Origin of the sequence: Streptomyces sp. NBC_00986 (assembly GCF_045162565.1) — a bacterium.
GTDB lineage: Bacteria > Actinomycetota > Actinomycetes > Streptomycetales > Streptomycetaceae > Streptomyces.
Map to the genome: position 1 here is coordinate 4,691,187 of NZ_CP108733.1, position 26,377 is coordinate 4,717,563.

31 protein-coding genes are annotated in these 26,377 nt (G+C 69.3%); 29 read left to right on the forward strand and 2 right to left on the reverse strand.

Going from position 1 to position 26,377, the window contains the following annotated elements:
• The first annotated feature begins 157 nt into the window (after window positions 1–157).
• From OG504_RS20305 to OG504_RS20425, 25 genes are all read left to right on the forward strand, one after another.
• A complete protein-coding gene (locus tag OG504_RS20305; RefSeq protein WP_405991094.1) occupies window positions 158–1,582 on the forward strand; it encodes a phage portal protein in 1,425 nt (474 codons plus the stop codon).
• Window positions 1,575–2,378 carry a hypothetical protein gene (locus tag OG504_RS20310; RefSeq protein ID WP_405991095.1) on the forward strand — a complete coding sequence of 268 codons (804 nt, stop codon included), beginning with the start codon at window positions 1,575–1,577 and terminating at the stop codon, window positions 2,376–2,378. Before OG504_RS20305 ends, OG504_RS20310 begins: the two co-directional genes overlap by 8 nt.
• A gap of 58 nt (window positions 2,379–2,436) precedes the next feature.
• Window positions 2,437–3,177, forward strand: a complete 741-nt coding sequence (locus OG504_RS20315) for a hypothetical protein (RefSeq protein ID WP_405991096.1) — start codon at window positions 2,437–2,439, stop codon at window positions 3,175–3,177.
• A 17-nt stretch (window positions 3,178–3,194) separates the two neighbouring features.
• Window positions 3,195–3,587: a head decoration protein gene (locus OG504_RS20320; RefSeq protein WP_405991097.1), complete on the forward strand. Its 393-nt coding sequence runs from the start codon at window positions 3,195–3,197 to the stop codon at window positions 3,585–3,587.
• Window positions 3,588–3,601: 14 nt separating this feature from the next.
• Window positions 3,602–4,648, forward strand: coding sequence for a major capsid protein (locus OG504_RS20325; protein ID WP_405991098.1), 1,047 nt, complete (start codon window positions 3,602–3,604; stop codon window positions 4,646–4,648).
• A complete protein-coding gene (locus OG504_RS20330) occupies window positions 4,645–4,971 on the forward strand; it encodes a hypothetical protein (protein WP_405991099.1) in 327 nt (108 codons plus the stop codon). Before OG504_RS20325 ends, OG504_RS20330 begins: the two co-directional genes overlap by 4 nt.
• A 4-nt stretch (window positions 4,972–4,975) precedes the next feature.
• On the forward strand, window positions 4,976–5,410 hold the full coding sequence (locus OG504_RS20335) for a hypothetical protein (RefSeq protein WP_405991100.1): 435 nt from the start codon (window positions 4,976–4,978) through the stop codon (window positions 5,408–5,410).
• Window positions 5,407–5,766, forward strand: coding sequence for a hypothetical protein (locus tag OG504_RS20340; protein ID WP_405991101.1), 360 nt, complete (start codon window positions 5,407–5,409; stop codon window positions 5,764–5,766). The genes OG504_RS20335 and OG504_RS20340 overlap by 4 nt, the downstream gene beginning before the upstream one ends.
• 4 nt (window positions 5,767–5,770) lie before the next feature.
• Entirely contained in the window at window positions 5,771–6,049 is a 279-nt protein-coding gene (locus OG504_RS20345; RefSeq protein WP_405991102.1) for a hypothetical protein, read from the forward strand.
• Entirely contained in the window at window positions 6,049–6,456 is a 408-nt protein-coding gene (locus OG504_RS20350) for a hypothetical protein (RefSeq protein WP_405991103.1), read from the forward strand. The genes OG504_RS20345 and OG504_RS20350 overlap by 1 nt, the downstream gene beginning before the upstream one ends.
• A 74-nt stretch (window positions 6,457–6,530) precedes the next feature.
• Window positions 6,531–7,187, forward strand: a complete 657-nt coding sequence (locus tag OG504_RS20355; RefSeq protein WP_405991104.1) for a phage tail protein — start codon at window positions 6,531–6,533, stop codon at window positions 7,185–7,187.
• 103 nt (window positions 7,188–7,290) lie between these two features.
• Entirely contained in the window at window positions 7,291–7,623 is a 333-nt protein-coding gene (locus OG504_RS20360; protein ID WP_405991105.1) for a hypothetical protein, read from the forward strand.
• A gap of 86 nt (window positions 7,624–7,709) precedes the next feature.
• Window positions 7,710–8,093 (forward strand): hypothetical protein, encoded by a 384-nt coding sequence (locus tag OG504_RS20365; protein ID WP_405991106.1) that lies wholly within the window; start codon window positions 7,710–7,712, stop codon window positions 8,091–8,093.
• Between the two features lie 6 nt (window positions 8,094–8,099).
• Entirely contained in the window at window positions 8,100–12,446 is a 4,347-nt protein-coding gene (locus tag OG504_RS20370; RefSeq protein ID WP_405991107.1) for a phage tail tape measure protein, read from the forward strand.
• Window positions 12,447–13,445: a phage tail protein gene (locus OG504_RS20375; RefSeq protein ID WP_405991108.1), complete on the forward strand. Its 999-nt coding sequence runs from the start codon at window positions 12,447–12,449 to the stop codon at window positions 13,443–13,445.
• Between the two features lie 21 nt (window positions 13,446–13,466).
• A complete protein-coding gene (locus tag OG504_RS20380) occupies window positions 13,467–14,624 on the forward strand; it encodes a siphovirus ReqiPepy6 Gp37-like family protein (protein ID WP_405991109.1) in 1,158 nt (385 codons plus the stop codon).
• Window positions 14,625–14,635: 11 nt separating this feature from the next.
• Window positions 14,636–15,577, forward strand: a complete 942-nt coding sequence (locus tag OG504_RS20385; protein WP_405991110.1) for a hypothetical protein — start codon at window positions 14,636–14,638, stop codon at window positions 15,575–15,577.
• A 2-nt stretch (window positions 15,578–15,579) separates the two neighbouring features.
• The gene (locus tag OG504_RS20390; RefSeq protein ID WP_405991111.1) at window positions 15,580–17,097 is read left to right on the forward strand and encodes a glycosyl hydrolase family 28-related protein; all 1,518 of its coding nucleotides are present in this window, start codon (window positions 15,580–15,582) and stop codon (window positions 17,095–17,097) included.
• Window positions 17,098–17,106: 9 nt separating this feature from the next.
• Window positions 17,107–17,904, forward strand: coding sequence for a hypothetical protein (locus OG504_RS20395; RefSeq protein ID WP_405991112.1), 798 nt, complete (start codon window positions 17,107–17,109; stop codon window positions 17,902–17,904).
• Window positions 17,905–17,990: 86 nt separating this feature from the next.
• A complete protein-coding gene (locus OG504_RS20400) occupies window positions 17,991–18,248 on the forward strand; it encodes a hypothetical protein (RefSeq protein WP_405991113.1) in 258 nt (85 codons plus the stop codon).
• Window positions 18,245–19,060, forward strand: coding sequence for a CHAP domain-containing protein (locus tag OG504_RS20405; RefSeq protein WP_405991114.1), 816 nt, complete (start codon window positions 18,245–18,247; stop codon window positions 19,058–19,060). The genes OG504_RS20400 and OG504_RS20405 overlap by 4 nt, the downstream gene beginning before the upstream one ends.
• A gap of 59 nt (window positions 19,061–19,119) precedes the next feature.
• Window positions 19,120–19,440: a hypothetical protein gene (locus OG504_RS20410; protein WP_405991115.1), complete on the forward strand. Its 321-nt coding sequence runs from the start codon at window positions 19,120–19,122 to the stop codon at window positions 19,438–19,440.
• Window positions 19,441–19,491: 51 nt separating this feature from the next.
• Window positions 19,492–19,824, forward strand: a complete 333-nt coding sequence (locus tag OG504_RS20415) for a hypothetical protein (protein WP_405991116.1) — start codon at window positions 19,492–19,494, stop codon at window positions 19,822–19,824.
• On the forward strand, window positions 19,821–20,501 hold the full coding sequence (locus OG504_RS20420) for a collagen-like protein (protein ID WP_405991117.1): 681 nt from the start codon (window positions 19,821–19,823) through the stop codon (window positions 20,499–20,501). The genes OG504_RS20415 and OG504_RS20420 overlap by 4 nt, the downstream gene beginning before the upstream one ends.
• A gap of 143 nt (window positions 20,502–20,644) precedes the next feature.
• Window positions 20,645–21,883 carry a helix-turn-helix domain-containing protein gene (locus tag OG504_RS20425; RefSeq protein ID WP_405991118.1) on the forward strand — a complete coding sequence of 413 codons (1,239 nt, stop codon included), beginning with the start codon at window positions 20,645–20,647 and terminating at the stop codon, window positions 21,881–21,883.
• A 31-nt stretch (window positions 21,884–21,914) separates the two neighbouring features.
• Here the strand turns inward: OG504_RS20425 and OG504_RS20430 are convergent, their stop codons facing one another.
• Window positions 21,915–22,847 (reverse strand): hypothetical protein, encoded by a 933-nt coding sequence (locus OG504_RS20430; protein ID WP_405991119.1) that lies wholly within the window; start codon window positions 22,845–22,847, stop codon window positions 21,915–21,917.
• 272 nt (window positions 22,848–23,119) lie between these two features.
• Window positions 23,120–23,674 carry a hypothetical protein gene (locus OG504_RS20435; RefSeq protein WP_405991120.1) on the reverse strand — a complete coding sequence of 185 codons (555 nt, stop codon included), beginning with the start codon at window positions 23,672–23,674 and terminating at the stop codon, window positions 23,120–23,122.
• Between the two features lie 183 nt (window positions 23,675–23,857).
• Between OG504_RS20435 and OG504_RS20440 the strand changes: the two genes are divergently transcribed.
• Genes OG504_RS20440 through OG504_RS20455 form a run of 4 tightly spaced genes read left to right on the forward strand, consistent with a single transcriptional unit; the run spans window position 23,858 to window position 26,140 of the window.
• Complete coding sequence (locus OG504_RS20440; RefSeq protein WP_405991121.1) at window positions 23,858–24,427, forward strand: hypothetical protein; 570 nt, start codon at window positions 23,858–23,860, stop codon at window positions 24,425–24,427.
• Complete coding sequence (locus OG504_RS20445) at window positions 24,427–24,876, forward strand: hypothetical protein (protein WP_405991122.1); 450 nt, start codon at window positions 24,427–24,429, stop codon at window positions 24,874–24,876. The genes OG504_RS20440 and OG504_RS20445 overlap by 1 nt, the downstream gene beginning before the upstream one ends.
• Window positions 24,873–25,361: a hypothetical protein gene (locus OG504_RS20450; protein WP_405991123.1), complete on the forward strand. Its 489-nt coding sequence runs from the start codon at window positions 24,873–24,875 to the stop codon at window positions 25,359–25,361. The genes OG504_RS20445 and OG504_RS20450 overlap by 4 nt, the downstream gene beginning before the upstream one ends.
• Complete coding sequence (locus OG504_RS20455; RefSeq protein ID WP_405991124.1) at window positions 25,358–26,140, forward strand: hypothetical protein; 783 nt, start codon at window positions 25,358–25,360, stop codon at window positions 26,138–26,140. The genes OG504_RS20450 and OG504_RS20455 overlap by 4 nt, the downstream gene beginning before the upstream one ends.
• Window positions 26,141–26,377: the final 237 nt, after the last annotated feature.

Here is a 26,377-nt window from a genome sequence, read left to right on the forward strand (position 1 = left end):
TGGTGCTCACTGTCGCAGAGAAGAGTGAGACACACAGGGCGACAACGGCAATCGTCGGAGTGGCCGAAGTTGGCACGAGCAGCATCTCATCAAGCTAGCGACACGGGACTCAGTAGGACATAGCGAGCCTGTCACTGATCTGTATCAAGGGGGTACGGTGCTCGACGAAAACCCGGACTCGCCGGACTGGTGGCTGTTGCGCCTCGGCCGGAAGCTGCGCAAGCGGCAGGGGCGGCTCGACGAATGGTGGCGCTACTACCGGGGCCGGCCGATGCTGCCCGAGCTGCCGAAGAACGCGGAGGCCGCTTTCGTCGACTTCCAGCGCAAAAGCCGCACGAACTTCTGCGGACTGATCGCCAACGCGTCCGTGCACCGCCTCAATGCGCTCGGCGTGACCGGCCCGGACGGCGAGCCAGACGCGAACGCCTCTCGCTGGTGGCAGGCGAACCGGCTCGACTCGCGGCAGAAACTCGTGTGGCGCGTGGCCATGGCGCAGAGCGTCGGGTACATGTCCGTCGGCCCGCACCCCACCCGGACCGAGGAGAACGGCCGGCCCTCGCCGCTGATCACGGCCGAGCACCCGAGCGAGGCGATCGTCGAGACCGATCCGGCGACGGGCGAGCCGTACGTCGGGCTCAAGGCGCGGCATGACGACGTCGACGGCTACGGGTACGCGTGGGTCCTGTTCGACGACACCGTGTTCCCCTACCGGACGACCGAGCGCTGCTACGGGCGGCGGCTGCCGTGGGGGCCGGACTCGTGGGAGTACATCGGCAAGAGCGACCAGGGCGAGCCGCACGACCTCGGCATACTGCCGCTCGTCGAGTTCGCCCGCATGCCCGACTTGGGCGAGGACCCCGAGCCCGAGTTCTTCGGCGTCCTCGACATTCAGGACCGTGTGAACCTCGGCGTGTTGAACCGCATGGCGGCGTCGAGGTACTCCGGGTTCCGGCAGAAGTGGATCAAGGGGCACAAGTTCCGGAAGCGGATCGACGAGGCGACCGGGCTCACGGTCGTCGAGCAGCCGTTCGTGCCCTCGCCGTCCGCGGTGTGGGCGAGCGAAGGGGAGAACGCACAGTTCGGGCAGCTCGACGCGACCGACCTGTCAGGGTTCCTGAAAGAGCACGAGTCCGACGTGCGCGACATGCTGATCGTCTCGCAGACACCCGCGTACTACTACGCCGGCGACCTCGTGAACATCAGCGCCGACACGATCGGCGCGCTCGACATCCTGCACGTGGCGAAGATGCTCGAACACATCGCGTCGTTCGGCGAGCAGCTCGAAACCGTGATGGCGCTCGCGGCTGCGCAGGCGGGCGTTCCTGCCGACTACACCGAGGCCGAGGTGCGATGGGCGAACCCGGCGCACGTGAGTCTCGCGGTCAAGGCCGACGCCGCGACCAAGCTCAAGTCGATTGGCTACCCGCTCGACATCATCGCCGAGCAGATGGGCGAGACGCCCGCGACGGTCCGCCGGATCACGGCGGGTGCCGCCTCGCAGGCGCTGCTCGCCGCCTCGCTGCTGCCCGCCAACCCGGCGCCGACGGCGGGCAATCTGCCCGAGGACGGTACCGGTGGGTGAGGCGCTGCAGGCGGCGCTCACCGACCGGTACAGTGCCCTGTCGACGTCCCTGCGCGATCGTGTCGTGTCGTTCGCCCTCGCCGCGTTCGACAGCCTCGGCAGCTACCGCGACGCCGACGCCGCCCTGTTCATCGAGCGGGCGCTGCCGGTCGTGCTCGCTGCTCAGCAACAGATGGGCGCGATTACGGACGCGTATCTGTCGGCGATGATCGCCGACATGACGGGCGGCACCGCAGCGCCGACCGGGGTCGTCCTCGACGAGGCGGTGCGGGGCGTCGAGCCGGCCGAGGTCTACCGGCGCCCGTTCGTCACCGCCTATACGGCGCTCTCACGCGGGACCGACTACGTCGACGCGATCGGGCAGGCGCGTACGCGGCTGCTCAGCATCACCGAGACCGACATGCAGCTCGCCCGTACGCAGGCGGCGCGGCAGTCGATGACCCGCTCGGGCGCGCAGTTTTACCGGCGCCGCATGACGGGCACCGGGAACTGCGCGTTGTGCGTGATCGCCTCAACGCAGCGGTACCGGGTCGCCGACCTGATGCCGATTCACCCCGGCTGCCACTGCGAGCCCGAGCCGCTGCCCGGCAACAAGGATCCGGGGCACGTCATCGACGAGCAGCTACTCAAAGACGCGCACGACGCGATCGCCCGGGATACCGGACAGAGCGACGCCGGCGGCCGCGCCCCCGACTACCGGCAGTTGATCATCACTCGCGAACACGGCGAGTACGGCCCGCTGCTCGCGGTCCGCCGACAGAACTTCACCGGACCGGACGACATCCCGGCCGCGTGACGTACGGCGCCGACACGGCGCACCCTCGCTCACCCCACCCGACACGGGAGACACAGTCATGCGCGCACGCACCCTGCCCACCCTGCCCGGCATCGAGTCGGCATGGTCGCACCCGTACCCGACCCACCCGTTCTCGCCCGTGTTCTACGCGGACGGCGACGACAAGGGAGACGGCAAGGGCGACGACAAGGGCGGCAAGCCCGACGCCGACAAGGACGGCAAGGGCACCGGCACCGACGACACCAAGCCCGACACGGGCAAGGGCGACTCGGACGTCGAGAAGTGGAAGGCGCAGTCACGCAAGCACGAGGCGCGCGCCAAGGAGAACGCCGACGCGGCGAAGGAACTCGCCGACCTCAAGGCCGCGAACGCCACGGACAGCGAGAAGGCGATCACCGAGGCAGTGAAGAAGGCGGTCGCCGAGGAACGCTCGCGCGGCGCCGCCGCCCTCGCCCGGCAGGTGTTCCTCGCCGGCGCGTCCGGCCGCCTCGACAACCCGGCCGACGTCGTCGAGGACGTGAACCTCTCGAAGTACATCGACGCGAACGGCGACGTCGACGAGGACGGGCTCACGAAGCTGATCGACCGGCTCGCCCCGAAGAAGGGCGACGGCAAGGGCGACGGAGACGACGACGGAACCGGCGACGGCGACCAGGACGGCGAGCGCGACACGCGCCACCGACGGGGCGCCGGATACCAGGGCACCCGGCGGCGCTCGGGCGACGGCGGCAAGGGCGGCGGCATCGAGGCCGGCCGCGAGCTGTACAAGACGCTGCTCGGCGGCGGCGACAAGACCTGATCCAGGAGGGATCGCAGATGGACCTCACACAGCGCACGACCACGTACGCGAGTGACGATCAGTCGTGGCTCGGCTCCGAGCACGGCACGCAGGCGACCGAGTCGATCGCACTCGACACGTCGCTGTTCACCCCGGCCACCCACTACCCCAACGGGTTTTTCCTGAGCGGCATCCCGCTCGGGAAGATCACGGTCGGCGGGAAGTACGGCCCGTACAGCGACGCCGCGAACGACGGCCGGCAGACCCTCGTCGGGTTCCTGTTCGCCGCCGTCGGCGCCCCGTCGGTCAACACGATCGACCCGGCCGGCGCCCTGTTCACGCACGGCAAGGTGCGCGAGTCGCGCCTGCCGCTCGGTGCCGTCGACGCCGCCGGTAAGGCCGACGTCGCCGGCTCGATCCGGTTCGTCTGAGAGGAAGAGAAGAGATGAGCTGGACTCTCGATACTGAGTTCATCGAGCCGACCGAACTCACCGGCCTGATCCGGGCGGCGCTCGCCGATCTGCAGGTGAACAAGTTCACCCTGTCGCGGTGGCTGCCGAACGTGTCCGTCGACGACATCACGTACGAGTTCCTCAAGGGCGGCGGCGGGCTCGCCGAGGCGTCGAGCTACCGCTCGTGGGACGCCGAGTCGAAGATCGGCCGACGCGAGGGACTCGGCAAGGTCATGGGCGAGCTGCCCCCGATCTCCGAAAAGATGATGCTGAACGAGTACGACCGGCTGCGCCTGCGGAAGCTGGCCCGCGACGAGGCGCTGCCGTTCATCGCTCGTGACGCCGTCCGCCTCGCGAAGAACATCGCGGCGCGGTTCGAGGTCGGCCGCGGGCAGACTCTCGTCAACGCGGCGATGCCTGTCGCCGAGCTGCAGCAGACGATCGACTTCGGCCGCTCGGCCGCGCACTCGGTCGTCGCCGCGACGCTGTGGTCGGACCACACCAACGCAACGCCACTCAGCGATCTACAGTCGTGGGTCGCCACGTACGAGGACACCAACGGCGAGAGCCCGGCCGTGATCCTCGCGCCGAAGATCGTTGTGCAGCACATGACCATGTGCGCGCAGGTCATTCGGCAGGTCTACCCGCTGGCCCCGGCCGGCTCGGCGCCGATGGCGACGAACGACCAACTGAACGCCGTTCTCTCCTCGATGGGGCTGCCCCCGGTCGAGATCTACGACGCGCGTGTCAAGGTCGAGGGCGTCTCGACCCGGATCACTCCGGGCAACGCGCTCGCGCTGCTGCCCGAGCCCGGCTCGACCTCGGCGGCGCAGCCGACCGATCTCGGCGCGACGCTGCTCGGCACGACCGCCGAGAGTCTCGAAGACGACTACTCGCTGCAGCCCGGCGATCAGCCCGGCGTCGTCGCTGCCACGTGGAAGACGAAGGATCCGGTTCGCCTGTGGACGCACGCGGCCGCGGTCGGCATCCCGGTTCTGCGCGAGCCGAACCTCACGTTCAAGGCGCAGGTGCTCGCATGAGTCGACGACTGATCGCGTACGTGCACGTTGACGGCGTCCCGTACGGGCCCGACGACGAGGTGCCGCCGAGGGTGGCGAAGCGGATCGGCGACCACGCGTGGACCGACGCCGATTCCACGGTCGAGGCGCCCACGCCCACGGGCGAGGGCGACGGTTCGGGAGACGAGGCGCCGCCCCGTTCGGGCCGCGGCTCGGGCGTCGAAGCATGGCGGGCGTACGCCGAGCAGCACGACGTCGAGGTCGCCGCCGAGGCGAGCCGCGAGGAGATCATCGCGGCGTGCGAGGCGGCCGAACTCGTCGAGCCCGAGCAGCCGAAGGAGTAGGGCGGTGGCGGACGCGTTCGCGACGGTCACGGACTACACCGACCGCGCCGCCGTCACCCTGCCCGAGGGCAGCCCGAAGCGGAAGCAGGTCGAGGTGTACCTCGACGACGCGTCGGCGATCATGCGGCGGCACATCCCAACCGGGCACACACCGGACGAGGCGACGCTGCGCGCGATCTGCGTCGCGGTCGTCCGGCGGGTCATGGCCAATCCGGGCGGGTACCGGCAGCGCACGATCGGGCAGTACTCCGAGTCGCTCGGCGAGGACGGCGGGCTGTACCTCACCGAGGACGAGATCGCTCACCTGCAGCCCGAGGACGAGAGTGACCCGGACGCCGACGCCGCGTACTCGGTCGGGCTGCGCGACGAGGGGCTGCCGGGTTGGCGGCCGGATCCGTGCGACTGGCAGCCGCTCGGCTGGACTCGGGGCAGGCGATGATCCCCGAGGACGTACTGCCGCACCTCGTCGACGTCGAGCATCCCGGCCGGACGACGGACCGGTACGAGAACGAGGTCGACGACTGGTCGCCGGCCGCGACGACGCACGCCGAGGTCGCCGCGTGGCTGCAGCAGAGCACGGGCGCCGAGGACAACGACCAGCGGTCGGCACAGATCGGCGAGTGGCTCATGGTCTGCAACCCGGTCGACACCTCGGGCAACCCGCTCACGGTGTACGGCAGCGACCGCGTGCACTGGCAGGGGCTCGACTTCGAGGTGATCGGCCCGCCCGGACCGGCGTACACCCCGGCCGAGCTGCACCACTACGAGATCAGGCTCAAGACGGTCGAGGGGTGATCACATGGCCCGAACGAGGTTCGTCCCCAACCGCCGCGGCATCGCGAGCTTCCTGCGCGCCCCGGAGACTCGGGCGCTGATCGAGCGCAAGGTGCGGGCGATCGAGGCGGACGCGAGCGCGACGGCGCAGGCCGAGGGATGGCGCGGCGAGTTCCGGGTCGACATCGAGACCGGCGAGCACCGTGTTCGCGGCGCCGTCGTCGGCGACTACTCGACCCCGTACCCCGAGGTGTCGCGGCGGGCGCTGCTGCGCGCCCTCGACGCCGCGCGGGCGGTCGAGTGATGGCGGCACCGGTCGAGTTCCCCGACGCCGTCGCCGTCGTCCGCGCCTACCTGCAGGCGGCGCTCGACACGGCCGGTATCGGCGTCCGGGTCGTCACACGTGTGCCGACCTCGCGCCCCGCCTCGTTCGTCCGGATCGAGCGCGTCGGCGGCAGCCGGATCGACCGGATCACCGACCGGCCGCGGCTCGACTTCGAGTGCTGGGGACCGGACGAGGGCGCCGTCGCCGACCTCGTGCGCGTCGTGCGGGCGCTCGTGTTCGCGATCCCGGGATGGCGGGGCGCGGTCGCGTACGACGTCGTCGACGTCGGCGGTCCGAACACCTCCCCCGACCCCGAAAGCGGCCAGGAACGCGCCTCGTTCGCCGTCGAGGTGTCCCTACGGGGCAAGGCGCTCGCCGCCCCCTGATCGGCTCACCCGCCACCCTGCCCACTCACCCCGAGCCGCGCGCCGGCCGGGAGTTTCCCACGGAGGGAATCAGCATGTCCACACCGACCCCGGTGTCGCTCGAAACCGGGCTGCACACCGAGTACATACGCAAGCAGCTCGTACAGGCGATCTTCGCGGCGGACATCTCGACCGCCGTGATCACGAACCCGTTCGACACCGACGGCAACCTCGTCACGATCCCGGCCGGATTCGTGCCGATCGGCTACACCACCGACGACGGAATCAGCTTCCCGAGCGATGTGTCGATGGCCGACGTCACCTCGTCGCAGTCCTCCGAGCCGACCCGCAGCGACGTCGAAAGCGACGTGCTCACCGCGACGTGGTCGCCGCAGGAGACGAACACGGCGACCGTCGCCATGTACGAGGGGCTGCCCCTGTCCGGCACGGGCGCGCTGCCTGCGATCGGCTCGGCCGCGTGGACGTGGGACCGGGCCAAGTCCGGGCGGAACCCGTTCCGCCGGCTGCTGTTCATCGGCCTCGACTACGGCGACGACGGCGGAGAGATCTACGTCGTCAAGTTCATGCCGCGCGCCCGGCTCAGCGACAAAGACGACGAGACGTGGTCGCGGGCGGACCCGACGACCAGGCCGGTCACGGTCACCGCGTACCGCGACAGCACCGTCGGCACCTCGTGCCGCAACTGGATCGACGGCCCCGGCTGGCGCTCGCTCGCCCCGTCCGGCGGCTGACGGTCCCTCATGACCGGGCGGGGGACGGCGGTTCTGGGTGAGCCCCGACCGTCCCTCGCCCTCGAACGCTCACCCGCAGCTCACCCGAGAAAGGCACACGATCATGAGCAAGCCCAACAAGGCGCGGTACCGGCTGGAGACCGTCAAGCGGTCGTACGCCGAGGCGGTCGGCGGCGAACTCGTCGAGTTCGAGGTCGGCCCCGAGGACGACCCGCAGGTGTTCAGCTTCCCGCACCCGATCTTCACGCCCGACGACATGCAGCAGGATCTCAACGAGGCGAAGGGCGACGAGGCCGGCGCCCGCATCCTGCTCGGCGACCAGTACCAGGCGTTCAAGGACGCCGGCGGCGACGTCAACGGCGTGATGCTGCTGTACGTCGGCATCCGCAACGAGGCGCAGGACAAGGTGCAGAAGGTACGCCCTACGAGGGGGTAGACCCCGACGGCGACGACGTCGTCGAGGTCTACACGTACACCGCCGTCGACGTCCTCGGCGAGCAACCCGAGGCCGTCGAGGCGGACTTGATCCGGTACTACGGCAGCAGCGTCGGCAAGGGCGGCCCGCTCGCCGCCTACTGGCGAGGCGAGATCACGCTGCGACTGCTGCGCGTCCTGGTCGAGGGGCTACCGCCGGACAGCGCTACCAACCGCGCCCACAACGGGCACGCGTGGCAGGCACTCGACTACGCGGCCGCCGACACCCGCGATCTGTTGTCGCTGCTCTTCACCGCGTTCGTGAACGCCAACCGCGACCCGAAGAAACCGCCGATGCCGTACCCCGAGCCGGGTTGGCGGCCGGGCGACCCGACGCCCGAGGAATCCGCAGCCGCGACCGAGCGGGACCGGGCAAAGGCACGGGCTGCCTACGACCACATCACATCGCAGGTGCTGCCCGGAACGGGGTGAATCGACATGCCGGTCGAGGTCGGTGTCGGGTACGTCAGTGTCGTTCCCGAGACGCGAGGGTTCGGCCGGCTGCTCAATCAGCAGATCAGCGGCGAGTCGGCGCGCGTCGGAACGTCTGCGGGCGAGGACGCCGGCGACGGGTTCCTCGGCGGCATGGGCGGCAAGCTGAAAGCGGGCATCGTAGGCGTGGCCGCAGGCGCGGGCGGGCTGTTCGCGGTCGGGTTTGCCGAGGCGGTCGAGCAGGACAAGGCAACGGCCAAGCTCGGCGCGTCCCTTGGGCTCACCGAGAAGGAGACCGCCCGCGCCGGGAAGATCGCGGGCAAGGTCTACGCCTCCGGGTACGGCGAGTCGATCGACCAGGTCGACGAGTCGCTCAAGTCGCTGCAGCGCAACGGCGTCGCGGCGATCAGCGCCCCGCGCAAGGAACTCGTCGGGCTCAGCAAGGACGCGCTGAACCTCGCGGACGTGTTCGACGCCGACGTCGCCGACTCGACCAAGGCTGTCGGCAAGCTGCTGAGTACGGGCCTGGTCAAGAACGCGAAGGCCGGGTTCGACCTGTTGACGGCCGGGTTCCAGTCGGGCGCCGACCAGGCGGGCGACTTGATCGACACGGTCAACGAGTACTCGGTGCAGTGGAAGAAAGCCGGGCTGTCGGGCGCGACCGCGATCGGGCTGATCAATCAGGGGCTCAAGAACGGTGCCCGCGACGGCGACCTCGTCGCCGACTCGATCAAGGAATTCTCGATCCGGGCGGTCGACGGGTCGACGACGACCGCGGCCGGGTTCAAGATGCTCGGGCTGTCCGCCGACGATATGGCGGGCAAGTTCGCCAAGGGCGGGAAGTCCGCGAACGGTGTCCTGCAGCTCACCCTCGACCGGCTGCGCGGGATCAAAGACCCGGTCAAGCAAGCGCAGGCGGCGACCAGCCTGTTCGGTACGCAGGCCGAGGATCTCGGTAAGGCGCTGTTCGCCCTCGACCCGAGCAAGGCGGCCGCCGGGCTCGGCAAGGTCGGCGGCGCCGCCGGCCGCATGGGGAAGCAGCTCAGCAACACCGCCTCGCACGACGTCGAGGTGTTCAAGCGGCAGGCGCTGCAGGGGCTCGCCAACTTCGCGAGCAAGTACGCATTGCCCGCGCTGCGCGACACCGGGAAGTTCCTCGTCAAGTACGTACTGCCGCCGACGAGGACGGTCGGCGGCGCCCTCGTCTCCTACCTCGTGCCCGCCGCGCAGGCTGTCGGCACAGCGTTCGAGGCAACTGCGGGATGGCTGCAGAAGTACGGGGCATGGCTCATCCCCGTCGGCGTCGCCGTCGTCGGTCTCACGACCGTCATGGCCACGCAGGCGATCACGACCGGGATCACCGCGGGCGCGTTCTCGGTCTACCGCGGGGCGATCCTTCTGTGGTCGAACGCGACCCGGATCGCGACCGGCGTCGCGGCGGCGTTCAACGCCGTCACGTCGGCGAACCCGGTCGGGTTGATCATCGTCGGCGTCCTCGCCCTCGTCGCGTTGCTGGTCGTCGCGTACAAGAAGAGCGACACGTTCCGCTCGATCGTCCAAGCCACGTGGTCAGGCATTAAGGCCGGTTGGGATGTGCTGTGGAACGGGGCGCTCAAGCCCGGTTTCGGCTACCTCATGACCGGACTGCGCGCGATCGGCTCGGCCGCCTCGTGGCTGTGGTCGACCGTGCTGTCGCCCGTGTTCTCGGCGATCGCCCTCGGCGCGAAGATCCTGTTTACGATCGTCGCGGTCACCGTGATCGCGCCGTGGGTACTGGCGTTCAAGACGCTGGGCGCGGTCGGCGGGTGGCTGTGGAGCACCGCCTTGCAGCCTGCATTCGCCGGGATCGCGGCGGCCGCGGTGTGGCTGTGGCACGCCGGGATCGAGCCCGCCTTTCGCGGGGCGGCGACGGTCATCGGCTGGTTCTGGAGCAGCACAAAGATCGTGTTCGGCTACTTCGAGGCAGGCGCTCGGGGAGTCGCAGCGGTCGGGGTGTGGCTGTACCGAAACGGTCTGCTGCCCGTGTTCCAAGGGATCGTCACGGCCGCCGGTTGGTTCTGGAGCAGTACGAAGATCGTGTTCGGCTACTTCACGACCGGCGCTCGCGCGCTCGGCGCGACCGGTACATGGCTGTATCGGACGGCGCTGAAGCCCGCGTTCGAGGGCATCGGCTCGGCCGCCTCGTGGCTGTGGAACAAGGGCGTGAAGCCGCCGTTCGATCTGCTGAAGACCGGCATCCGACTCGTCTCGGACTCGTTCGACTCGGCGCAGAAGTCGATCGGCAAGTCGTTCGGCCGGATCAAGGACGCCACCAAAGAGCCCGTGAACTTCGTGATCCGGTCGGTCTACTCGAACGGGATTAAGAAGGTCTGGGACGGCGTGGCCGGGTTCGTCGGGCTCGGCAAGCTGCCGGCCGCGCCGAAGCTGCTCGCGTCCGGCGGCACGGTCGGCCCGTGGGGCTCGGCCGCGCCGATGAAGGTGAACAAGCCGACCGCGATCGTCGGCGAGGGCAACCCGAGGTATCCCGAGTTCGTCATCCCGACCGACCCGCAATACCGCAAGCGGGCGCTTGCACTGCACGCCGCGGCAGGCACTCAGCTACTCGCCGGCGGCGGCGTGCTCGGCGACGTCGCCGACTGGGTCGGCGGCAAGGCGAAGTCGATCGGCTCGGCCGTGATGGACGGCGTCGACTTCCTCGCCAACCCCGCCAAGCTGTGGGACAAGGCGACCTCGGGTATCCGCAGCAAGATCGCGTCGATCGGTACGAGCGGTGTCGCGCAGATGGTCGGCAAGGTGCCGACGAAGATGCTCGGCGCGCTGAAAGACAAGGTCGTCGACGCGGCGAAGTCGGCGTTCGGCGGCGGCGACGTCGGCGGGTCCGGGGTCACCCGATGGTCGTCGGTCGTGCTGCAGGCACTCAAGCTCGTCGGGCAGCCGGCGACTCTACTGCCGACCGTGCTGCGCCGCATGAACCAGGAGAGCGGCGGCAACCCCAAGGCGATCAACAATTGGGACGTCAACGCGAAGAACGGTGACCCGTCTCGCGGGCTCATGCAGGTGATCGGGTCGACGTTCAGTGCGTACGCGGGCAAGCTCGCGTCGCGCGGCATCTATGACCCGCTCGCCAACCTGTACGCGAGCATGCGGTACGCGCTGTCGAGGTACGGCTCGCTCACCTCGGCGTACAACCGAGCCGGCGGGTACGCCTCGGGCGGTCGGCCTCGGGCGGGCGAACTCGCGTGGGTCGGCGAACAGGGGCCCGAACTCGTCAGGTTCGGATCGGGCAATTCGACGGTCTACGACCACCGAACCTCGCTCGGGATGATGGCCGGGCTCGGCGTGCGCGGGTTCGCGAAGGGCACGACCTCGGCGGCCGCGAAGGCTCGCAAGGAAGTGCCCAGCGATTTGGGCTCGTTCACGAAGAGCCTGACCGGCTCGGCGAGCACGATCGCGTCGGCGGCGAAGGGTCTCGCCGCCGATCTGCAGAAGACGGGCAAGACCGGCCGGTCGCTTGCGACACAGACGCTCGCGACGTCGGCCCGGCTACAGGCGCTTGCCCAACAGCGTGACGCGGTCGCCTCGAAGATCGCGACCGCGCGGCAGGCGGCCGCCGACCAGAAGGGAACGGCTCAGGACTACCTCGGGCTGACGAACATCAACGGCGGGAAGATCGCCACGGTCGGCGACCTGATCTCGGGCATGCAGACGAGGCAGTCGACGCTCGCCAACTTCCAATCGCTGATCGCGACGGCGCAGAAGAAGGGAGTCGCGCAGTCCGTCATTCAGCAAATGGTCGCCGCCGGCCCCGACAGCGGGCTCGCGCAGCTCATTTCCGGAGCGTCCGCAGGCGACATTAAAAAGATCAACTCGCTTGCTGCGTCCGGCTCGAAGCTGTCGACGTCGTACGGCAACACCATGGCCGACGCGATGTACGACAGCGGCGTCAACGCCGGTCGTGGGTTCCTCACCGGTCTGCAGTCGCAAGAGAAGGTCTTGCAGCAGCAGATGACGAAGCTCGGCGGCGTCCTGGTCGACTCGATCGAGAAGCGACTCAAGATCCGCTCACCGGCCAAGGAAACCGAGCACGTCGGCCGCATGGTCGGCGCGGGCGTCGTCGTCGGCACCGACAAGTCGCTCGGCGAGGTACGGGCCGGCGCGAAGCGGCTCGGCCGGGCGGCGATCCCGCCCGTCGTGCCGACCGCCGAGGCGATGCGCGCGGCCGGGGCGGCGTCCGGCGAGCAGTCCGGCCATACGTACAACTTCTATCCGCGCACGCTCGACATGACCGTGCGCGACCTGGAGCTGCTGCAGCGTCGACAGGACGCCCTAGCTCGCGTGGGGAGGCCGCGTTAGATGCCGATCATCACAGCGCCGGTCATCACCCCGCCCGACACCGGGGGCGGGACCGGTACGCCGGTCCCGCTTCCCGAGGTCGGGTTCGCCGTCGCCACCTACACCGACCCGACGGGTACGGTCTGGTCGCTCACCGACGAGGACGCCGGTTGGTTCACGCTCGTCGAGGGGGTGAGCGGGCTCGGCGCGACCTCGTACGCGCTGACGACCGACGCACACCCTCGCGGCGGCGCCCGGCTGCGGTACGCGCAGGCGCAGCCGCGGGCGATCGTGTGGCCGCTGTACGTCTACGGCGACGACCACATGGAGTTCGTCGGCCGTTGGCGAGCGCTCGCAACGGCGTTCACGCGCACGCTGCGCGAGGGGCCCGGATGGCTGGAGATCGCGCGGCCCGACGGGACTCGCCGCCGGATCGCCGTCTACTACCAAGAGGGGTTCGAGGGGCGCGGCGCACGCGGATCCGGCGTCGTATCGGACTCGGCAGCGATCACTCTGTGGTGCGAGGACCCGTATTGGATCGACCCCGTCGAGGTGTCGGTGCATCGCGAGACCGGCGCACTGTCGAGTTTCTTCACCCCATACCCGACGGTCTCGTCGTCGCAGGTGCTCGGGGCGACCACACTCCGCAATCCGGGGGATGTGGTGGTGTGGCCGGAGTGGACGGTCACGGGTCCGGCGAGCCTGATCACGTTCACCGTGACGCGGACGACGCTCGTCGCCGGCGCTCCGGTCGTAACGACCGAGTCGTTCACGCTCGACCCGACCGATCCGAACGTCGGGCACGGCGCGCTGCTCGCCGGACAACAGGTCACGATCTCCACCGACCCGCCGGCGGTCCGCTATCAGGACGGGTCGAACTGGATCGGCGGGCTCAACTGGCCCGGCGCCGTGCTGTGGGGACTCTCTCCCGGCGACAACGCCGTCACCTTCCAGTTGGACGGGTCCGGACCCGGCAGCGCCGTCGACCTCGTGTTCAACCCGCGGTACGAGACCGCCTGATCGAAAGGGGGCGGCGGTCGCGTGGCCGTGCAGTTGCTCATCACCGACAGAAACCTCGCCGTGCAGGGCGACCCGATCGACGGGTGGACGAACCTCGACGCGACAAAGCGATACTGCGAGCCCGGCTCGGGCAGCGTCGACGTGCCCGCGTTGCCCGAGGTCATGGCCCAACTACAGCCGGGTAACCGCCTCGTCGTCATCCGCGACGGCGCCGTATGGACGGCCGGCCCGATGGAGATCCCCGCCGACTACTCGTGGTCGGTCACCGACAATCCCGCGGGCAGGGTCACGGTCAGTTTCTCTGACGACCTCGCGACGATCGCCGGTTACATCACGTGGCCGACCCCGGCGAACGCGTGGACGGCGCAGCTCGCCAACACGTACCGGACCATGACCAGTACGAACGCGGAAACCATCGTCCGTGCACTGGTCAATGAGAACTGCGGGCCGGGTGCCCGCAGCGACCGCCGGATACCGCACCTCGCGCTCGACACCGCTGCGGGCGTCGGCACCTCGACGACCTTGAGCACGCGGTTCGAGCCTCTGCTCGACGTCTGCAGGCGCATCGCCCTCGACGGCGGGGCGATCGGTTTCCGGACCCGGCAGACAGGCGGGCAGATCCTGTTCGGCTGCTATCAGCCGCGCGATCTGACCGCGACCGCGCGGTTCAGTCAAGGTCTGGGCAACCTCCGCTCGATCCAATGGAAGCGGTCCGCGCCGACCGTCACGCATGCGCTGATCGCCGGCACCGAGCCGGACATCGGTACATCGGGGCGCACGTACGTCGAGGTCGCCGACGCTGCGGCGGCCGGGGCCTGGTGGCGTGTCGAGAAGTACGTCGACGGCTCGGCGCAGACCGACACAGACGGCGAACTGACGCAGGCCGGCAGCGGAGAGATCTCCGCCGGCGCCGCCCCGGTCGAACTCGCGACGGTCACCGTCGACACCGACGATCTCAAGGCCGGCCGCGACTTCGACCTCGGCGACAAGGTGACTGTCGCGCTCCCGTACGGCGTCGAGGTCGCCGACCTCGTGCGCTCGATCCAACTGCAGGCGACACCCGAGGCGGGCGAGTACGTGACGACCCTGGTCGGCTCGCCGGACGCGACCACCGACCCCGCGATGGTCCAAGCCATTCGCACACTCAGCCGCCGACTCGGCCGGCTCGAATCCAGATAGGAGGCGCTCGCGTGGCTCAGGACAGTTGGCCGTCACCGGCTCACAACGGTCGCGCCGTCACCGACACCGAGTACGAGAAGATCGCCGCGAGATTCTCGGGCGACGGCGTGTACGGCGACCCCGGCGACACGGCCGTCGTGGCAGCCGGTAACGGTCTGTCCGTCGACGTCCGAGCGGGCATCTACGCCTCGGTGCGCGGGCACGCATGGTCGGCCGGCACGGCGAACGTGAACCTTCCGATCGCTGCCAACACCAGCGGGCAGACGCGGGTCGATCGCGTGGTGCTCCAACTGGACCGGTCCGTATGGACCGTTCGCGCCGTCGTCAAGCCGGGCACCCCCGGCGGTACCGCCCCCGCCCTCACTCAGGCAGTGGGAGACACAGGGGTCTACGAGGTGCCGCTCGCCACGGTCACCGTTCCGACCGGGGCGACCTCGGTCACGGTCGCCCGCGGCGAGCTGTACGTCGGTGTCCGTATCCGGCCGTGCACCTCGACGACCCGCAATCCCACCCCGGCACCGGGCGAGATGTGTTTCGAGACGGACACCGGACGCGTCCGGGTGTGGACGGGCACGTCATGGATCGGCGTGTTCGACGACTCCGGCACGGTCCTCGTCAACGCCACGATCTCCGGGTGGACGGTCACCACCGACAGCGTGCTGCAGAAGCGCAACGGCAACGTGCACTTGCGCCTCGGCAGCTTCCAGCGGACGGGCGCCGCCGTCGCGGGGTTCACCGAGTCGCGCCTGCCCGTGCTGATCCCCGGCGCGTACCAGCATCCCAACCGTGATCAGTACGTCATGGCCTACACGTCCGGCGTCGAGATCAGCCGGCTGATCATCTACTCGAAAGCCTCGGACCGCCCCGGTCAGGTGTGGCTCTCGAACCACCCGGCGATCGCCAAAGACGATTTCATCCTGCCGGGTTCCGGCACTAGTTGGGTGGTGGACTGAGCATGACTCGCTACGAGTACGGGGCGGGTCTCGCCGACTACGTGGTCGCCCCCGCCGACGGTCTGTGGAGAGTGGCCGGCAACGCAGTGATCTCGTTCTACGACGCCGCGGACGGCGGTACGCAGTACACCGACCTGCAGGACGCGGGCGGTACGCCGATGACCTCGGTACGCGCCGACGAGTACGGGTTCCTGCCGCGCTTCCTCGGTCCCGACAACATCACCGGCATGTGGGCGGACGCCGGCGGCACCTCCCGCGCGTGGATGGAAGCGCACAACGTCACCTCGGGAGGCGGCAGTTCGGCCGAATCGCCGTTGGACTGGCTCAACATCCGCGACTACGGCGCGGCGGGCGACGGCATCACCGACGACGCCCCCGCGATTCAGGCAGCGATCGCCGCGGCGAGCACGGCGGGCGGCGGCACCCTGTACGTTCCGGCCGGCCGCTACACCCTGGGCGCCGCGCTCAACTGGGCGAGCAACGTCAACGCGCTCGGCGCGGGCGACCGTGTGTCGATCCTGCAGGCGACGAACCAGAACCTCGACCTGATCACCGGTACGGACATTAGCGGCGTCACGCTGCAGGGCCTGCAACTCTCCGGGCCCGGCAGGGGGTTCGGCAGCGCCGTACGGTTCACGCGGTTCTCGGCGCCGTCGACCGCGAACATCACGATCCGAGACGTGCTGATCCAAAGCATGGGCGGCGACGGCGTGTTCTGCCACGAGCTGTCGGAAAGCGTGCTGCACCGGGTGCGGGTCCGTACCTGCGGGGGCGTCGGGTTCCACCTGCAGGCGCCACAAGACACCGTGCTCGGCGGGGCGTCGACGTCCCTGATCGGCTGCTCGGCCGAGGGCAACGTCGGCGCCGGGTACTGGCTCGACGGCATGTCGTACACCAGCCTGAGCGCCTGCGCCGCGATGGGATCCCCGAGCGGGTATCGGCTCGACACCTGCACGGGCGTCGCGCTCACCGGCTGCGGAGCCGAGCAGTGCACGACCGGGCTCACGGTGTACGGCGGCAAGGGCACGAACGTGAGCGGGTTCGTGACCAAGGCATCCGACGGCACGTCCGTTTGGCTCACCAACAGCACGACCGGCGTCGTCCTGGTCGGCGTCACCGAGGTGTCGCCGGGTTCCGGCGCGACGACCTGTGTACGCACGGACGCTGGCACGATCGCGACCGTCCTCGGTCTGACCGCGGTCAAGGCGAACGTGCTGACCGGCACGGTCAACCGGCTCGACCCCGGCGACGGCTCGCTCGTCATGGCTGGCAGGACCGTCGTCCCGAGCGGCGGCACCGCGGCGCGCATGGGAACCGCCGTCATGGCGGCCGGCACGGTCACCGTGAACACGACGGCGGTCACCGCGACGAGCGTCGTGCAGCTCACGGTCCAGACCCCCGGCGGCGCGGTCGGCTCGGTCTACGTCAACGCCCGGACAGCGGGCACCTCGTTCGTCATCAAGTCGACCTCGTCGACGGATACGTCAACGGTCGGGTGGCGCATCCTCGACCCTGCATAGGGGGATCCCATGGTCGCCGCGATCTCGCCGCAGACCCTGATCGAACTCGGCCAACAAGAGGCCGCGATCAAATACCAAGAGGACTACTCGGCCGGCACCTGGACGAACCTCAACCGGTACGCGAAGGAAACGCCCGGCATGGCGAGCTACGACGGGCAGTCATGGTGCGTGATCGGGTTGCTGTGGCTCGCGTACCGGGCGGGTGACATCACAATCATGCCGCAGACCCCGGCCTGCGACGTCTGCGTCACGACCTACCAGTCTTGGAACCGATGGTCATGGTTCCCCGCCATCGGTGCGCAGGTCATGCTCGGCACGTCCGGTCAAGATCACACCGGTCTCGTGTACCGGTACAGCTCCACTCAGATATGGACGATCGAATTCAATAGCAACAACACGGGCAGCAGCGAGGGCGACGGGGTGTACCTGCGGGTGCGCAACCGGTCCGACGCCAACGTGTACGGCTACGGGTACCCCAAGTACGCATCGCCGATGATCACGGCCGATACCGCCTGGGTGGACGACGCCTCGCTGATCAAGACCTCGTCGGGCACTGCCGCCGCCTACAGCCCCTATCCCGGACAGGACTGGTTCAAGGTCGGCCGTACCTCCCCGATGGTGCTAGCCGCGGCGAAACGTCTCGTCACCGTGGGCGCCGGCTCGTACACCCCGACCGCCGACATCGGCTCGGGTGACCTCACCGCGTGGGGCAACTGGCACGTCACGTGCGGATCGCCCGGCGGCGCGTACGCCGGATACCCCAACGAAACGATCTGGCGAGCGCTGCAGGTACCCCACAGCCACTGACCCCGCGGCCCAACTGCCGCACTCCGCACGCCCCGAGCCCGACCCGGCCGGGGCGTTTTTCATGCCCGAACAGAAGGGGCTCACCCATGGGTGACACAGCACGGCCGATCCCCGAGCGGCTCGGCGATCAGGAAGACCAGGCGGCGCACCTCGTGCGCACCGGCAACGGCCCGACGGTCGACGACGAGCAGCGGCTGCTCGCCGAGGTGTACGGCGCCCCGGACATGGCCGGGTTCTACACCGCGCCCGAGATCGCCGTCGACCAGGACGACGAGCCCGAGGCGACCGCCGACGAGGGCGACGCCCCGGCTGCGGACACCCCGGAAGGGGGCGAGTCCGCATGAGCGTCGACACGATGATCGCGCAGGTAGAGCGCTGGATAGGGACCGGCGAGCCGAACGAGATTCAGTCGTGGTACCGGGCCCGGAACGGCGCGGCGTACTCCGGGAACTTCGCGTGGTGCGACGCCACGATCACCCGCGCCGCCGTCGACGCGGGCGAGCACGACGCGGTGTGCTTCGGCACCGACTTCGCGTACACCGTGGCGCACGCGCAGCGGTTCAAGGACGCGGGCGCCTGGCACGCCATGACCAACGGGATCAAGGCGAGCGGGATCCGTCGCGGCGACATCATCTTTTTCGACTGGGACGGGTCGAGCGAGATCGGCAAGATCGACCACGTCGGGATCGTCACGGGCGTCTCGGCCGACTATCAGTACGTGTTCACGATCGAGGGCAACACCGCGAACGTGTGCGCGAGGCGCGTGAGGGTCGTGCACGACATCGCCGGGTTCGGTCGCCCGAAGTACAAGACGCCGCCGAAGTCGACCAGCACGAGCGGCAGTTCGGGCTCGAAGCGGCCGGTCGTGTCGCTCTCGAAGCTGATCGCGGCGTTCAAGAAGGACGCCCCGAAGAAGGGCACGCCGGTCTCGTACGAGCCGGCGATCTACGTCGAGAACGCGCTCGTCGCCGAGAAGCTGCTCGCGAAGCAGTACGCCGACGGGCACGCCGGAATGGCCACCCGCAGCGGCTACAGCCTGTGGCAGCAGCGGTGCGGGTTCCACGGGACGCAGCCGGGCGGCGACGCCGACGGCACGCCCGGCATGACGACGCTCAAGCGGCTCGGGCAGAAGCACGGGTTCGACGTCGTCGCCTGACCGTTGCCCGGCCGCCGCCGGGCGGCCGGGCTCACCCACCATCGAAAGGGGGCCGGCTCATGACGACCGGTCTGTTTGTCTCCGCCATGCGCACGGGCGTCCCGCTCGTCGCCGGTTGGCTGCTCACCCTCGCCGTGCGCGCGGGCGTCGAGATCGACTCGGCGACCGTCGTCGGCGCCGTGACGGTCGCGATCGCGCTCGGGTACTACCTCGTGTTCAGGCTGCTCGAAGTGGTCGGCGAGCGGCTGCCGGGAACCTTCCTGCAGAACCTCGCCGGGCTGTTCCTCGGATGGGCGCGGCCGCCGGCCTACCCCAAGTTCGAGGCGCTCGAACCGGTCGACGGCGCGCGATACCTCGGCGGCGACTCGACCAGCGGGTGACACCGGTCTAACGGCTGCGGACACACCCCACTGCACACCCGGAGGAAGCGCGTGGACGCTGCGACGCTCGGCGCCGTCGGAACCATCGTCGTCGGGCTCGCAGCGGCCGCGGCCGCCATCGTCGGGCAACGAGGCGCGAACCGCGCCTCGCAGTCCGGTGCCGTGCTCGGCGGGTACTCGACGCTCGTCGACAACCTGCAGGAAGAGCGCGACAAGCTCGGCCGACAACTCGCCGAGAACGAACTGAAGTTGGTCGCGGCGTACGCCGAACTCGCCAGTGAGCGCGCCAACAAGGCAGCGCTGCAGGGGCAGATCACGACACTCACGACCGAGAACACGCTGCTGCGCGAACGGATCGTCGAGCTTGGAGGGCAACCCACGTGAAGCGCCGTCATGCTCAGCCGATCCTCGCGCAGCGGTGGCGGTCGCTCGCGGTCGCCGCCGTGCTGCTCGTACTGTCGGGCGCCGTCATCCTGGTGTGGCTGCGGATCGACGCCGAGGCGAACCGCGCCGACGCGCTCGCCGCCGAGGCGAACTTGCGGGGCGACGCCGTGTCGACGCTCGCCGGCGACGTGCGAGTGCTGCGGGCGCAGATCACGGCCGACGGCAAGACGCCGGCCGCGCCGGATCCGGCACGAGCTGTCGACGATCTGCCCGCTCGGGCCGAGGTGCCCGTACCGATCCCCGGTCCAGCGGGACCCCGCGGGCCGCAGGGCGAGCCCGGCAAGGCAGCACCCACGATCACGCCGTCGCCCGGACAGTCCGGCGCGCAGGGTGAGCCCGGCGCCACGGTGACCGGCCCGCCCGGAGCGACCGGACCGGTCGGCCCTGCAGGACCCGCCGGACCGCCGGGAAAGGACGGGACGGACGGAAAGAACGGGACGGACGGCAACGACGGGCAGACCTGCCCCGACGGGTACACCCTGCAGACGCCGTCATGGGACCCCGACGCGCTCATCTGCAGGCGCGACGGCGCACCGCAACCGAGCGACCCGTCGCCGAGCCCCACCTCGTCACAGTTGCTGCTCGGGCTGCCCGCCGAGCGCCGCCGCATCGCATGACAGCACTGCGCCCCTGTCTGGCCTCACGGCCGGGCAGGGGCGCCTCTGTCGTTCCTCAACGTGACTGCGCCCCCCGCAACTTCAGCTGCGGGGGGCGCATTCGGCGTACCGTTCTGAGTGCGACCAGAGAACGGAGTACCAGTATGCCTCTCAGCACCGACGAGCACATCGGGACCCGCGTGAAGATTGCCCGGCAGGCAGCGGGCCTAACGCAAGCCGAGATGGCTGGGCTCCTCGCTCACACCGAGTCGTGGCTCGCGAACGTCGAGGCGGGCAGGATGCCACTCGACCGCTACTCGCTGATCACTGCAATCGCAGATCTGTGCGACGTCGATGTCGTGTGGCTGCTTGGGCAGCCGTACAGGCTCCAGCGCAGCGGCGGCAACCTCGCGCACGCCCACATTCCAGCCATGCGCACCGGTCTCCGACGTACCGGACTCATCCTCTCTGGGCACCCTGGGCTCACTCCGACGGGCGCCCCGGTGGACCTGGCCGACTTGCGCAAGCGCTCGCGGAAGGCGAACGCGGCGCGGCAGGCGGCCGATCTCCCCGCCGTCGCAACGCTGCTGCCGGGAATGATCGAGGATCTCAACACAGCGCTTCTGCAGGACAACGGCCGCGACGACGCGCTGCGTCTCATGGTGGACGCAGCTCGGACAGCCCGCATGTGCCTCAACCAACTCGGGTACCCCGATCTTGCGTGGGTCGCCGCCGAGGTCGGGGCCGGCGCCGCAACCGAACTCGACGACCCCCTCGTCAAAGCCGCCGTCGCATGGGACCGGTGCGGCGCACTGCTGCATCAGGCTTCCCTACCTGAAACCGTGGCTGTCGCCGAGGCGGCGCTGCGCGATCTCGAACCGCTCGCGTCGGCGGGCAACCCACAGCACGAGGCGCTGTCGCTGCGGGGAGCGCTGCACCTGCGCGCGGCAATCGCGCACGCCCGCGGTGGTCAGGGCGTCGATGCATGGTCTCGCATCAGCGCCGCTTTGGAAGATGCCGACCGGCTCGGAACAGGGTTCTACGACCTCGACAATCACACTGTGTTCGGCCGTGGAACTGTCGCCGTGCACGCCGCCGAGGCAGGTGTCGAGGTCGACGAACCCGACACCGGACTGAACAAGGTCAAGGGCGTGAAGGTCGACGAAGTGCCAAGCAAGGAACGCCAGACGCACTACAAGATCGACAAGGCGCGGGCCTACGAACGGATGGGCCGCCGTCCGGCCGCCGTGGCGACGCTGCGTCAGGCAGCTAGCGACGCCCCGTACTACGTCCACGCGGACCCGATGGCTCGCGCGTTGGTCTCGAACCTGGCGAGGGTCGGCGTTCCCTCTCAAGCTGCGGCACTGTCCTCGCTGATCAGGAACATGGAACTCGTCCACTGACGGGTACTCAACTCCCCCTAGATGTGACATCTCACGAGATTGGTGCCAGGGAACCGCTATCTGCGTAGTGGTGGCCGTCTTCAGGAAGGACGACGAAGACTCCGGATCCAGGAGGGTCCTCCACGGATGCTCTGCGCATACGAGTTCCCCACTCAGACGTTGGCCACCGTGTGTCACTGTCCCAACGGATCCCCGCAAGGTGGACCTCAGCAAGATCCACGGCGGTGAGGTCGGCTCCAAAGAAGTTATTTGCCGCGTCAGTCAGGTTGGCATGAGCTTCTTCGAGGTCGTGGGCGAGGTCGAGGTCGAGGTCGAGGATGAGCGCGAAGGCGAAGTCAAGGGCGAATTGGCGGGCGAGGGTGCTGACGTCGAGGACGCGGAAGAGGTCGAGGCCGCGGTCGAGGTCTTGGGTAAGCACATTGTCGAGGTCTCGGGCAAGGTTGCGGGCGCGGTTGCGGGCACGGTGGAGGCCGCGGTCGAGGTCGAGGGCGCCGTCGAGGGCGAGGGCTTGGGCGAGGGAGGTGGCGAAGTCGAGGGAGCGCATGGGGTCGAGGTCGAGGAAGTAGGCGAGGGTGCGGGCGAGGGAGGTGGCGAAGGCGAGGTTGGGGTCGAGGGTGCCGTCGGGGTCGAGGGCGCGGGCGCGGTCGAGGTCGCGCTGGAGGGCGCGGGCACGGTCGCGGGCGAGGGAGCGGGAACCGTTCAGGACGCCGTCGAAGGCGTGGTCGAGGGCGTGGTCGAGGGCGCCGTCGAGGGCGTGGTCGAGGTCGAGGGCGCGGGAGCGGGCACGACCGAGGGCGACGCCGAGGTCGCGATCGGTGTCGATGGCGAGGACACGCGCGCGTTCGCTGGCGTGGTTGAGGGCGCCTTCGAGGCCGCGGGCGAAGGCGCGCGCGAGGCTGAGGTCGAGGGTGAGGTCAGGGTCGAGGGCTGCGGCCCCGGTTTCCAGGAAACTTGAGACGCTCATAAGGTCGCGACGATGCCAGAGCCGCTTTTCTGGAGACGCGGACTTCCAGCGAGCTGTCACGTCAGCCAGGCTCAGCCCCAGAATGCTGTCCTGGACTGGATCGGCCGGGGGAGTCTCACCAGGGCTTGCAACATCCGGAACCGAGGCGGGAGGAGCCATATCAAGACGGTCCGGCACCCGCAGGCCGGACGTGTTCAGGGGAGGCCGGAAGCCGGGAGAGCGACGTGAAAACACAGCCAGCACGCGGCCCGCGAAGGACTCGGCAGCAATCATCACGCCGCACCTCCTTGGCCTGCCGGATCCTGCTGTGCGGCGACGCCCGTGTCGGGCTGTGGACTCCCAGCTGAAGGACTACCCGTCTCTGGCCTCAGCGGAGCGCCATTCGGTTGCCTCTGAGCAGGCTGCCGCACTATCTGGTGGAGAGCCTGCGATTGTTGCTGCGACTCCCCCACTACGCCGCCAAGGGCGGCTTGCCCCGCGCTCTTAACCATCAACGGCGCCAGTGTTGTGACCTGCTGGACAACCGACAGAGCGCCCAGCCCGATGAGAAATGCCGCCAGTGGATTCGTGCTCTGCGGATAGGTGGCTGCCACGACACCGGTCAGGGCTCCGCTGACAAGTAGCCGCAGCACCCCAGCGACGCAATACGCCTTCCAACCGGGTGCGGGTAGACGTTCCTCGCCGGGCCGCACCTCGGCCCTGCGTTGTGGTGGATCAATGGTGTCCGATTGGACGTTCCAAGGCATCTGGCGGTGCCACTTGATGGCCTTGATGATGTCGATGGCCTCCATGGCGGCACCGCCGGCTGCTCCTACCAAGGCTGCCATGAACCACTCCATAGCCAAAGGCTAGGGGGATTCGTGCGGAGGCGAGGTGGGTTCTGTAGAACCAACGTGCTGCGACGGCACACCTAGAAAGCGCCCCTAGGAAATCTAGGGGGCGCGGTCGCTCGCACGGTGCACGCTCAAGAGCCACGCTCCGTAAGCGACTGATCACACGAGGGAAGTCAGATGGAAGCCATCGACGCCCGACGCCCGGTCGACGCTGCGCGCATCTACCTGCGCGCCTTCAATTGGCCGATCGCGTTAGGGCACCGCTACCGGCCTCGGGCCGGCTGTACGTGCGAGAACGTCGAGTGCCCCACACCCGGCGCTCACCCACTGCCCGGACCCTTCACACCCATCCCCGCCGACGACATCGAGGCGACCCTCGACACCGCGCCCGGTGCCGGAATCATCGCCGCGTGCGCCGCGTTCGACGCCCTCGTTATGCCGCGCTGGCTGGGACTGGCAACCATGGTCCCGCTCGACCGAGTGAGCCCCGTACCGTTCATCGACTGTGGTGCGTACTGCGCGTTGCTCGTACTGCCGTCCACTGGCCGCTACGCGCTCGGCGAGCAACCGCCAGCGGCAGTCACGTTGCGAACATCCGCGCAGCAGTGGGTCGCTCTGCCACCGACGCACGGGACCCGCTGGGACCCGCCGCCTTGGCAGGAACAGACCGGCGTACGAGTCCCGTTGCTGCATGGCGGCGACGCAGGTCGGCACATGCTCGCCGCCCTGAACCACGTGGGGGCATGATGAGTGCTCACGAAGATCACAATCTCGACTGGATCAGGGACAGCGGCGCGAGCGTGACGCAGACCCTCACGCGATGGGCCGAGGGAGGGCTTGCCGCGCTGCCCGTAGGCAAGGGATGGGACGTCGTCCGCATGGACCGGCCGCACGGGTGGCGCACCGTGCAAGCCCTACGCAATGCGGGCGCCAAGATCGGGCCCGTCCTGCATAACGCCGACCATGTCGACGTGTTCGTGCCAGCCGGCTCGGTCGAGGACTGGGACCAGCCGGGCGCGAGGGTCCTCGCCAAGGGCGACAGGCTGCACGTACCACCACCCGCCGTCGTCGCCCCGCACACGCTGCTCACCCGCTCGTGGATTGTTGCTCCGGGTACGACGCTCACGGACGGCACGGCGCTGTACGAGGCATACGCGGCCGCTAGCGCGAGCATGGCCATGGACGGCGGCCGATGACCGCCGAGACTACGCTCGCCGAGGTCGTGACCCTCTCGACCCTCGCAACGGTCAACGTGCGCACGTGGCTTGACCATACGGACGCAGGCGAGCTGATCCCGTGCCTGATGCTCACCTACCCGGCGCCGCAGTTCGACGAAGCCGACCCCGCCGCCGTCGAGGCCAGCATGCGGCAGGTAGTGCAGTCGCTCGGCGCCGTCCCGGCCGGCGAGCCGGTACCCGACGTCGGCGTCCGGCTGACGATCCAAGGTGGCGTGGCTCTGCTGTGGTTCCTGGAAGCCGGCTACGCGCTCAAGGTGCAGCACCCCAGATGGATGCGCGGGCTCAAAGAGTGCGGCGGCGCTCTGCTCGTGGTCGGGCTCGACGAGCTGTCGCAAGTCGCGTCGGTGGCCGAAGTCGACGAGTACCGGGCGAACGCCCGCGCAGGCGGTCGCCTGTACCTCGCCCTCGCCCACCTCGGGCGCCCCCTGGGAGGTGCCTCGTGACAGCGGCACCGACTCGGCCCGACATCGTGCCGTTCATCGCGCCCTGGAGCGGCGAGCAACCGTACAAGCGCAAAATGATCTACTCGGGACGGGGCGGGATCGCGTTTGCCGACGAGATGCCCGAGGACCGCGACCAGTATGGCGTGCTGTGGAACGGCCGCGCCATGGCGCAGGGCACCGGGCGCCCGGAGTACGCCAACGTGCACCCGATGCGGCAGCGCGTAGCGATGGAACACAAGTTGTGTCAGGTGTGCGGTGGGTCCGCCGACCGCAACTCCGACGGCGTGCTGTGGCTGCTCGAAGACGACCGGAACGCTTACAAGGGTTGGCCGAACGATCTGCTCACGACGCACCCCCCGGTCTGTCTGCCATGCGCGGGCAAGGCAGTCGAGCAGTGCCATCACCTCGCCGGCAGCAGCGTCGCTGTGCGCGTCCGCGAGAGCGAGGTGTGCGGGGTGTACGGGCGCGTCTGGTCGCCCTCGGCGTTCGGGTATCCGGTGCGGACCGCCGTCAAGGATGTAGCCGCGTACGGCACGACGGCGGCGCGCTGGATGCTCGCGGGGCAACTCGTGCGCTCCCTGCACGGCTGCACGATCGTCGACCTGCAGCGCGAAGTCGCACGCTCCCGACGACAGGGTCACCCGGCGGTCGACGTTCCCCCGGAGTATCCCGCCGGGTGGCCCGCACCACGACTCGAATGTAGGTTCGAATCCAGCCAGCGTGTTTGGCATATGCACCAATCGGGGGATCACCCCCCAACGCCCGTTAGCTACGACTAACCGGCGCCCCCGGACGGGCGCGGCAGGTTCCTCACGCGCGAGGTCCCGTTCCGTCCAAAGCGCGGAGTCGCGCCCTGACCGCCCCGACTGCCCCGTAAGGTGGCGGCCGGGGCGGGCTCCGTTCTGGGGCCGAGATCGCGTCAAAGTTCCAAGAATCTCAGGCCAAGCGCCTTTCTTTAGTCTGGTCTCAGCCGACCAGCAAAGACGCAGGTAAGCACATCGCTAAACCTCGTACAC

Coding starts and splice junctions, on each gene's coding strand:
- OG504_RS20315 (WP_405991096.1), top strand. CDS start 2,437: ATGCGCGCACGCACCCTGCCCACCCTGCCCGGCATCGAGTCGGCATGG.
- OG504_RS20320 (WP_405991097.1), top strand. CDS start 3,195: ATGGACCTCACACAGCGCACGACCACGTACGCGAGTGACGATCAGTCG.
- OG504_RS20325 (WP_405991098.1), top strand. CDS start 3,602: ATGAGCTGGACTCTCGATACTGAGTTCATCGAGCCGACCGAACTCACC.
- OG504_RS20330 (WP_405991099.1), top strand. CDS start 4,645: ATGAGTCGACGACTGATCGCGTACGTGCACGTTGACGGCGTCCCGTAC.
- OG504_RS20340 (WP_405991101.1), top strand. CDS start 5,407: ATGATCCCCGAGGACGTACTGCCGCACCTCGTCGACGTCGAGCATCCC.
- OG504_RS20345 (WP_405991102.1), top strand. CDS start 5,771: ATGGCCCGAACGAGGTTCGTCCCCAACCGCCGCGGCATCGCGAGCTTC.
- OG504_RS20350 (WP_405991103.1), top strand. CDS start 6,049: ATGGCGGCACCGGTCGAGTTCCCCGACGCCGTCGCCGTCGTCCGCGCC.
- OG504_RS20355 (WP_405991104.1), top strand. CDS start 6,531: ATGTCCACACCGACCCCGGTGTCGCTCGAAACCGGGCTGCACACCGAG.
- OG504_RS20360 (WP_405991105.1), top strand. CDS start 7,291: ATGAGCAAGCCCAACAAGGCGCGGTACCGGCTGGAGACCGTCAAGCGG.
- OG504_RS20370 (WP_405991107.1), top strand. CDS start 8,100: ATGCCGGTCGAGGTCGGTGTCGGGTACGTCAGTGTCGTTCCCGAGACG.
- OG504_RS20375 (WP_405991108.1), top strand. CDS start 12,447: ATGCCGATCATCACAGCGCCGGTCATCACCCCGCCCGACACCGGGGGC.
- OG504_RS20390 (WP_405991111.1), top strand. CDS start 15,580: ATGACTCGCTACGAGTACGGGGCGGGTCTCGCCGACTACGTGGTCGCC.
- OG504_RS20395 (WP_405991112.1), top strand. CDS start 17,107: ATGGTCGCCGCGATCTCGCCGCAGACCCTGATCGAACTCGGCCAACAA.
- OG504_RS20400 (WP_405991113.1), top strand. CDS start 17,991: ATGGGTGACACAGCACGGCCGATCCCCGAGCGGCTCGGCGATCAGGAA.
- OG504_RS20405 (WP_405991114.1), top strand. CDS start 18,245: ATGAGCGTCGACACGATGATCGCGCAGGTAGAGCGCTGGATAGGGACC.
- OG504_RS20410 (WP_405991115.1), top strand. CDS start 19,120: ATGACGACCGGTCTGTTTGTCTCCGCCATGCGCACGGGCGTCCCGCTC.
- OG504_RS20425 (WP_405991118.1), top strand. CDS start 20,645: ATGCCTCTCAGCACCGACGAGCACATCGGGACCCGCGTGAAGATTGCC.
- OG504_RS20430 (WP_405991119.1), bottom strand. CDS start 22,847: ATGAGCGTCTCAAGTTTCCTGGAAACCGGGGCCGCAGCCCTCGACCCT.
- OG504_RS20435 (WP_405991120.1), bottom strand. CDS start 23,674: ATGGCAGCCTTGGTAGGAGCAGCCGGCGGTGCCGCCATGGAGGCCATC.
- OG504_RS20440 (WP_405991121.1), top strand. CDS start 23,858: ATGGAAGCCATCGACGCCCGACGCCCGGTCGACGCTGCGCGCATCTAC.
- OG504_RS20445 (WP_405991122.1), top strand. CDS start 24,427: ATGAGTGCTCACGAAGATCACAATCTCGACTGGATCAGGGACAGCGGC.
- OG504_RS20450 (WP_405991123.1), top strand. CDS start 24,873: ATGACCGCCGAGACTACGCTCGCCGAGGTCGTGACCCTCTCGACCCTC.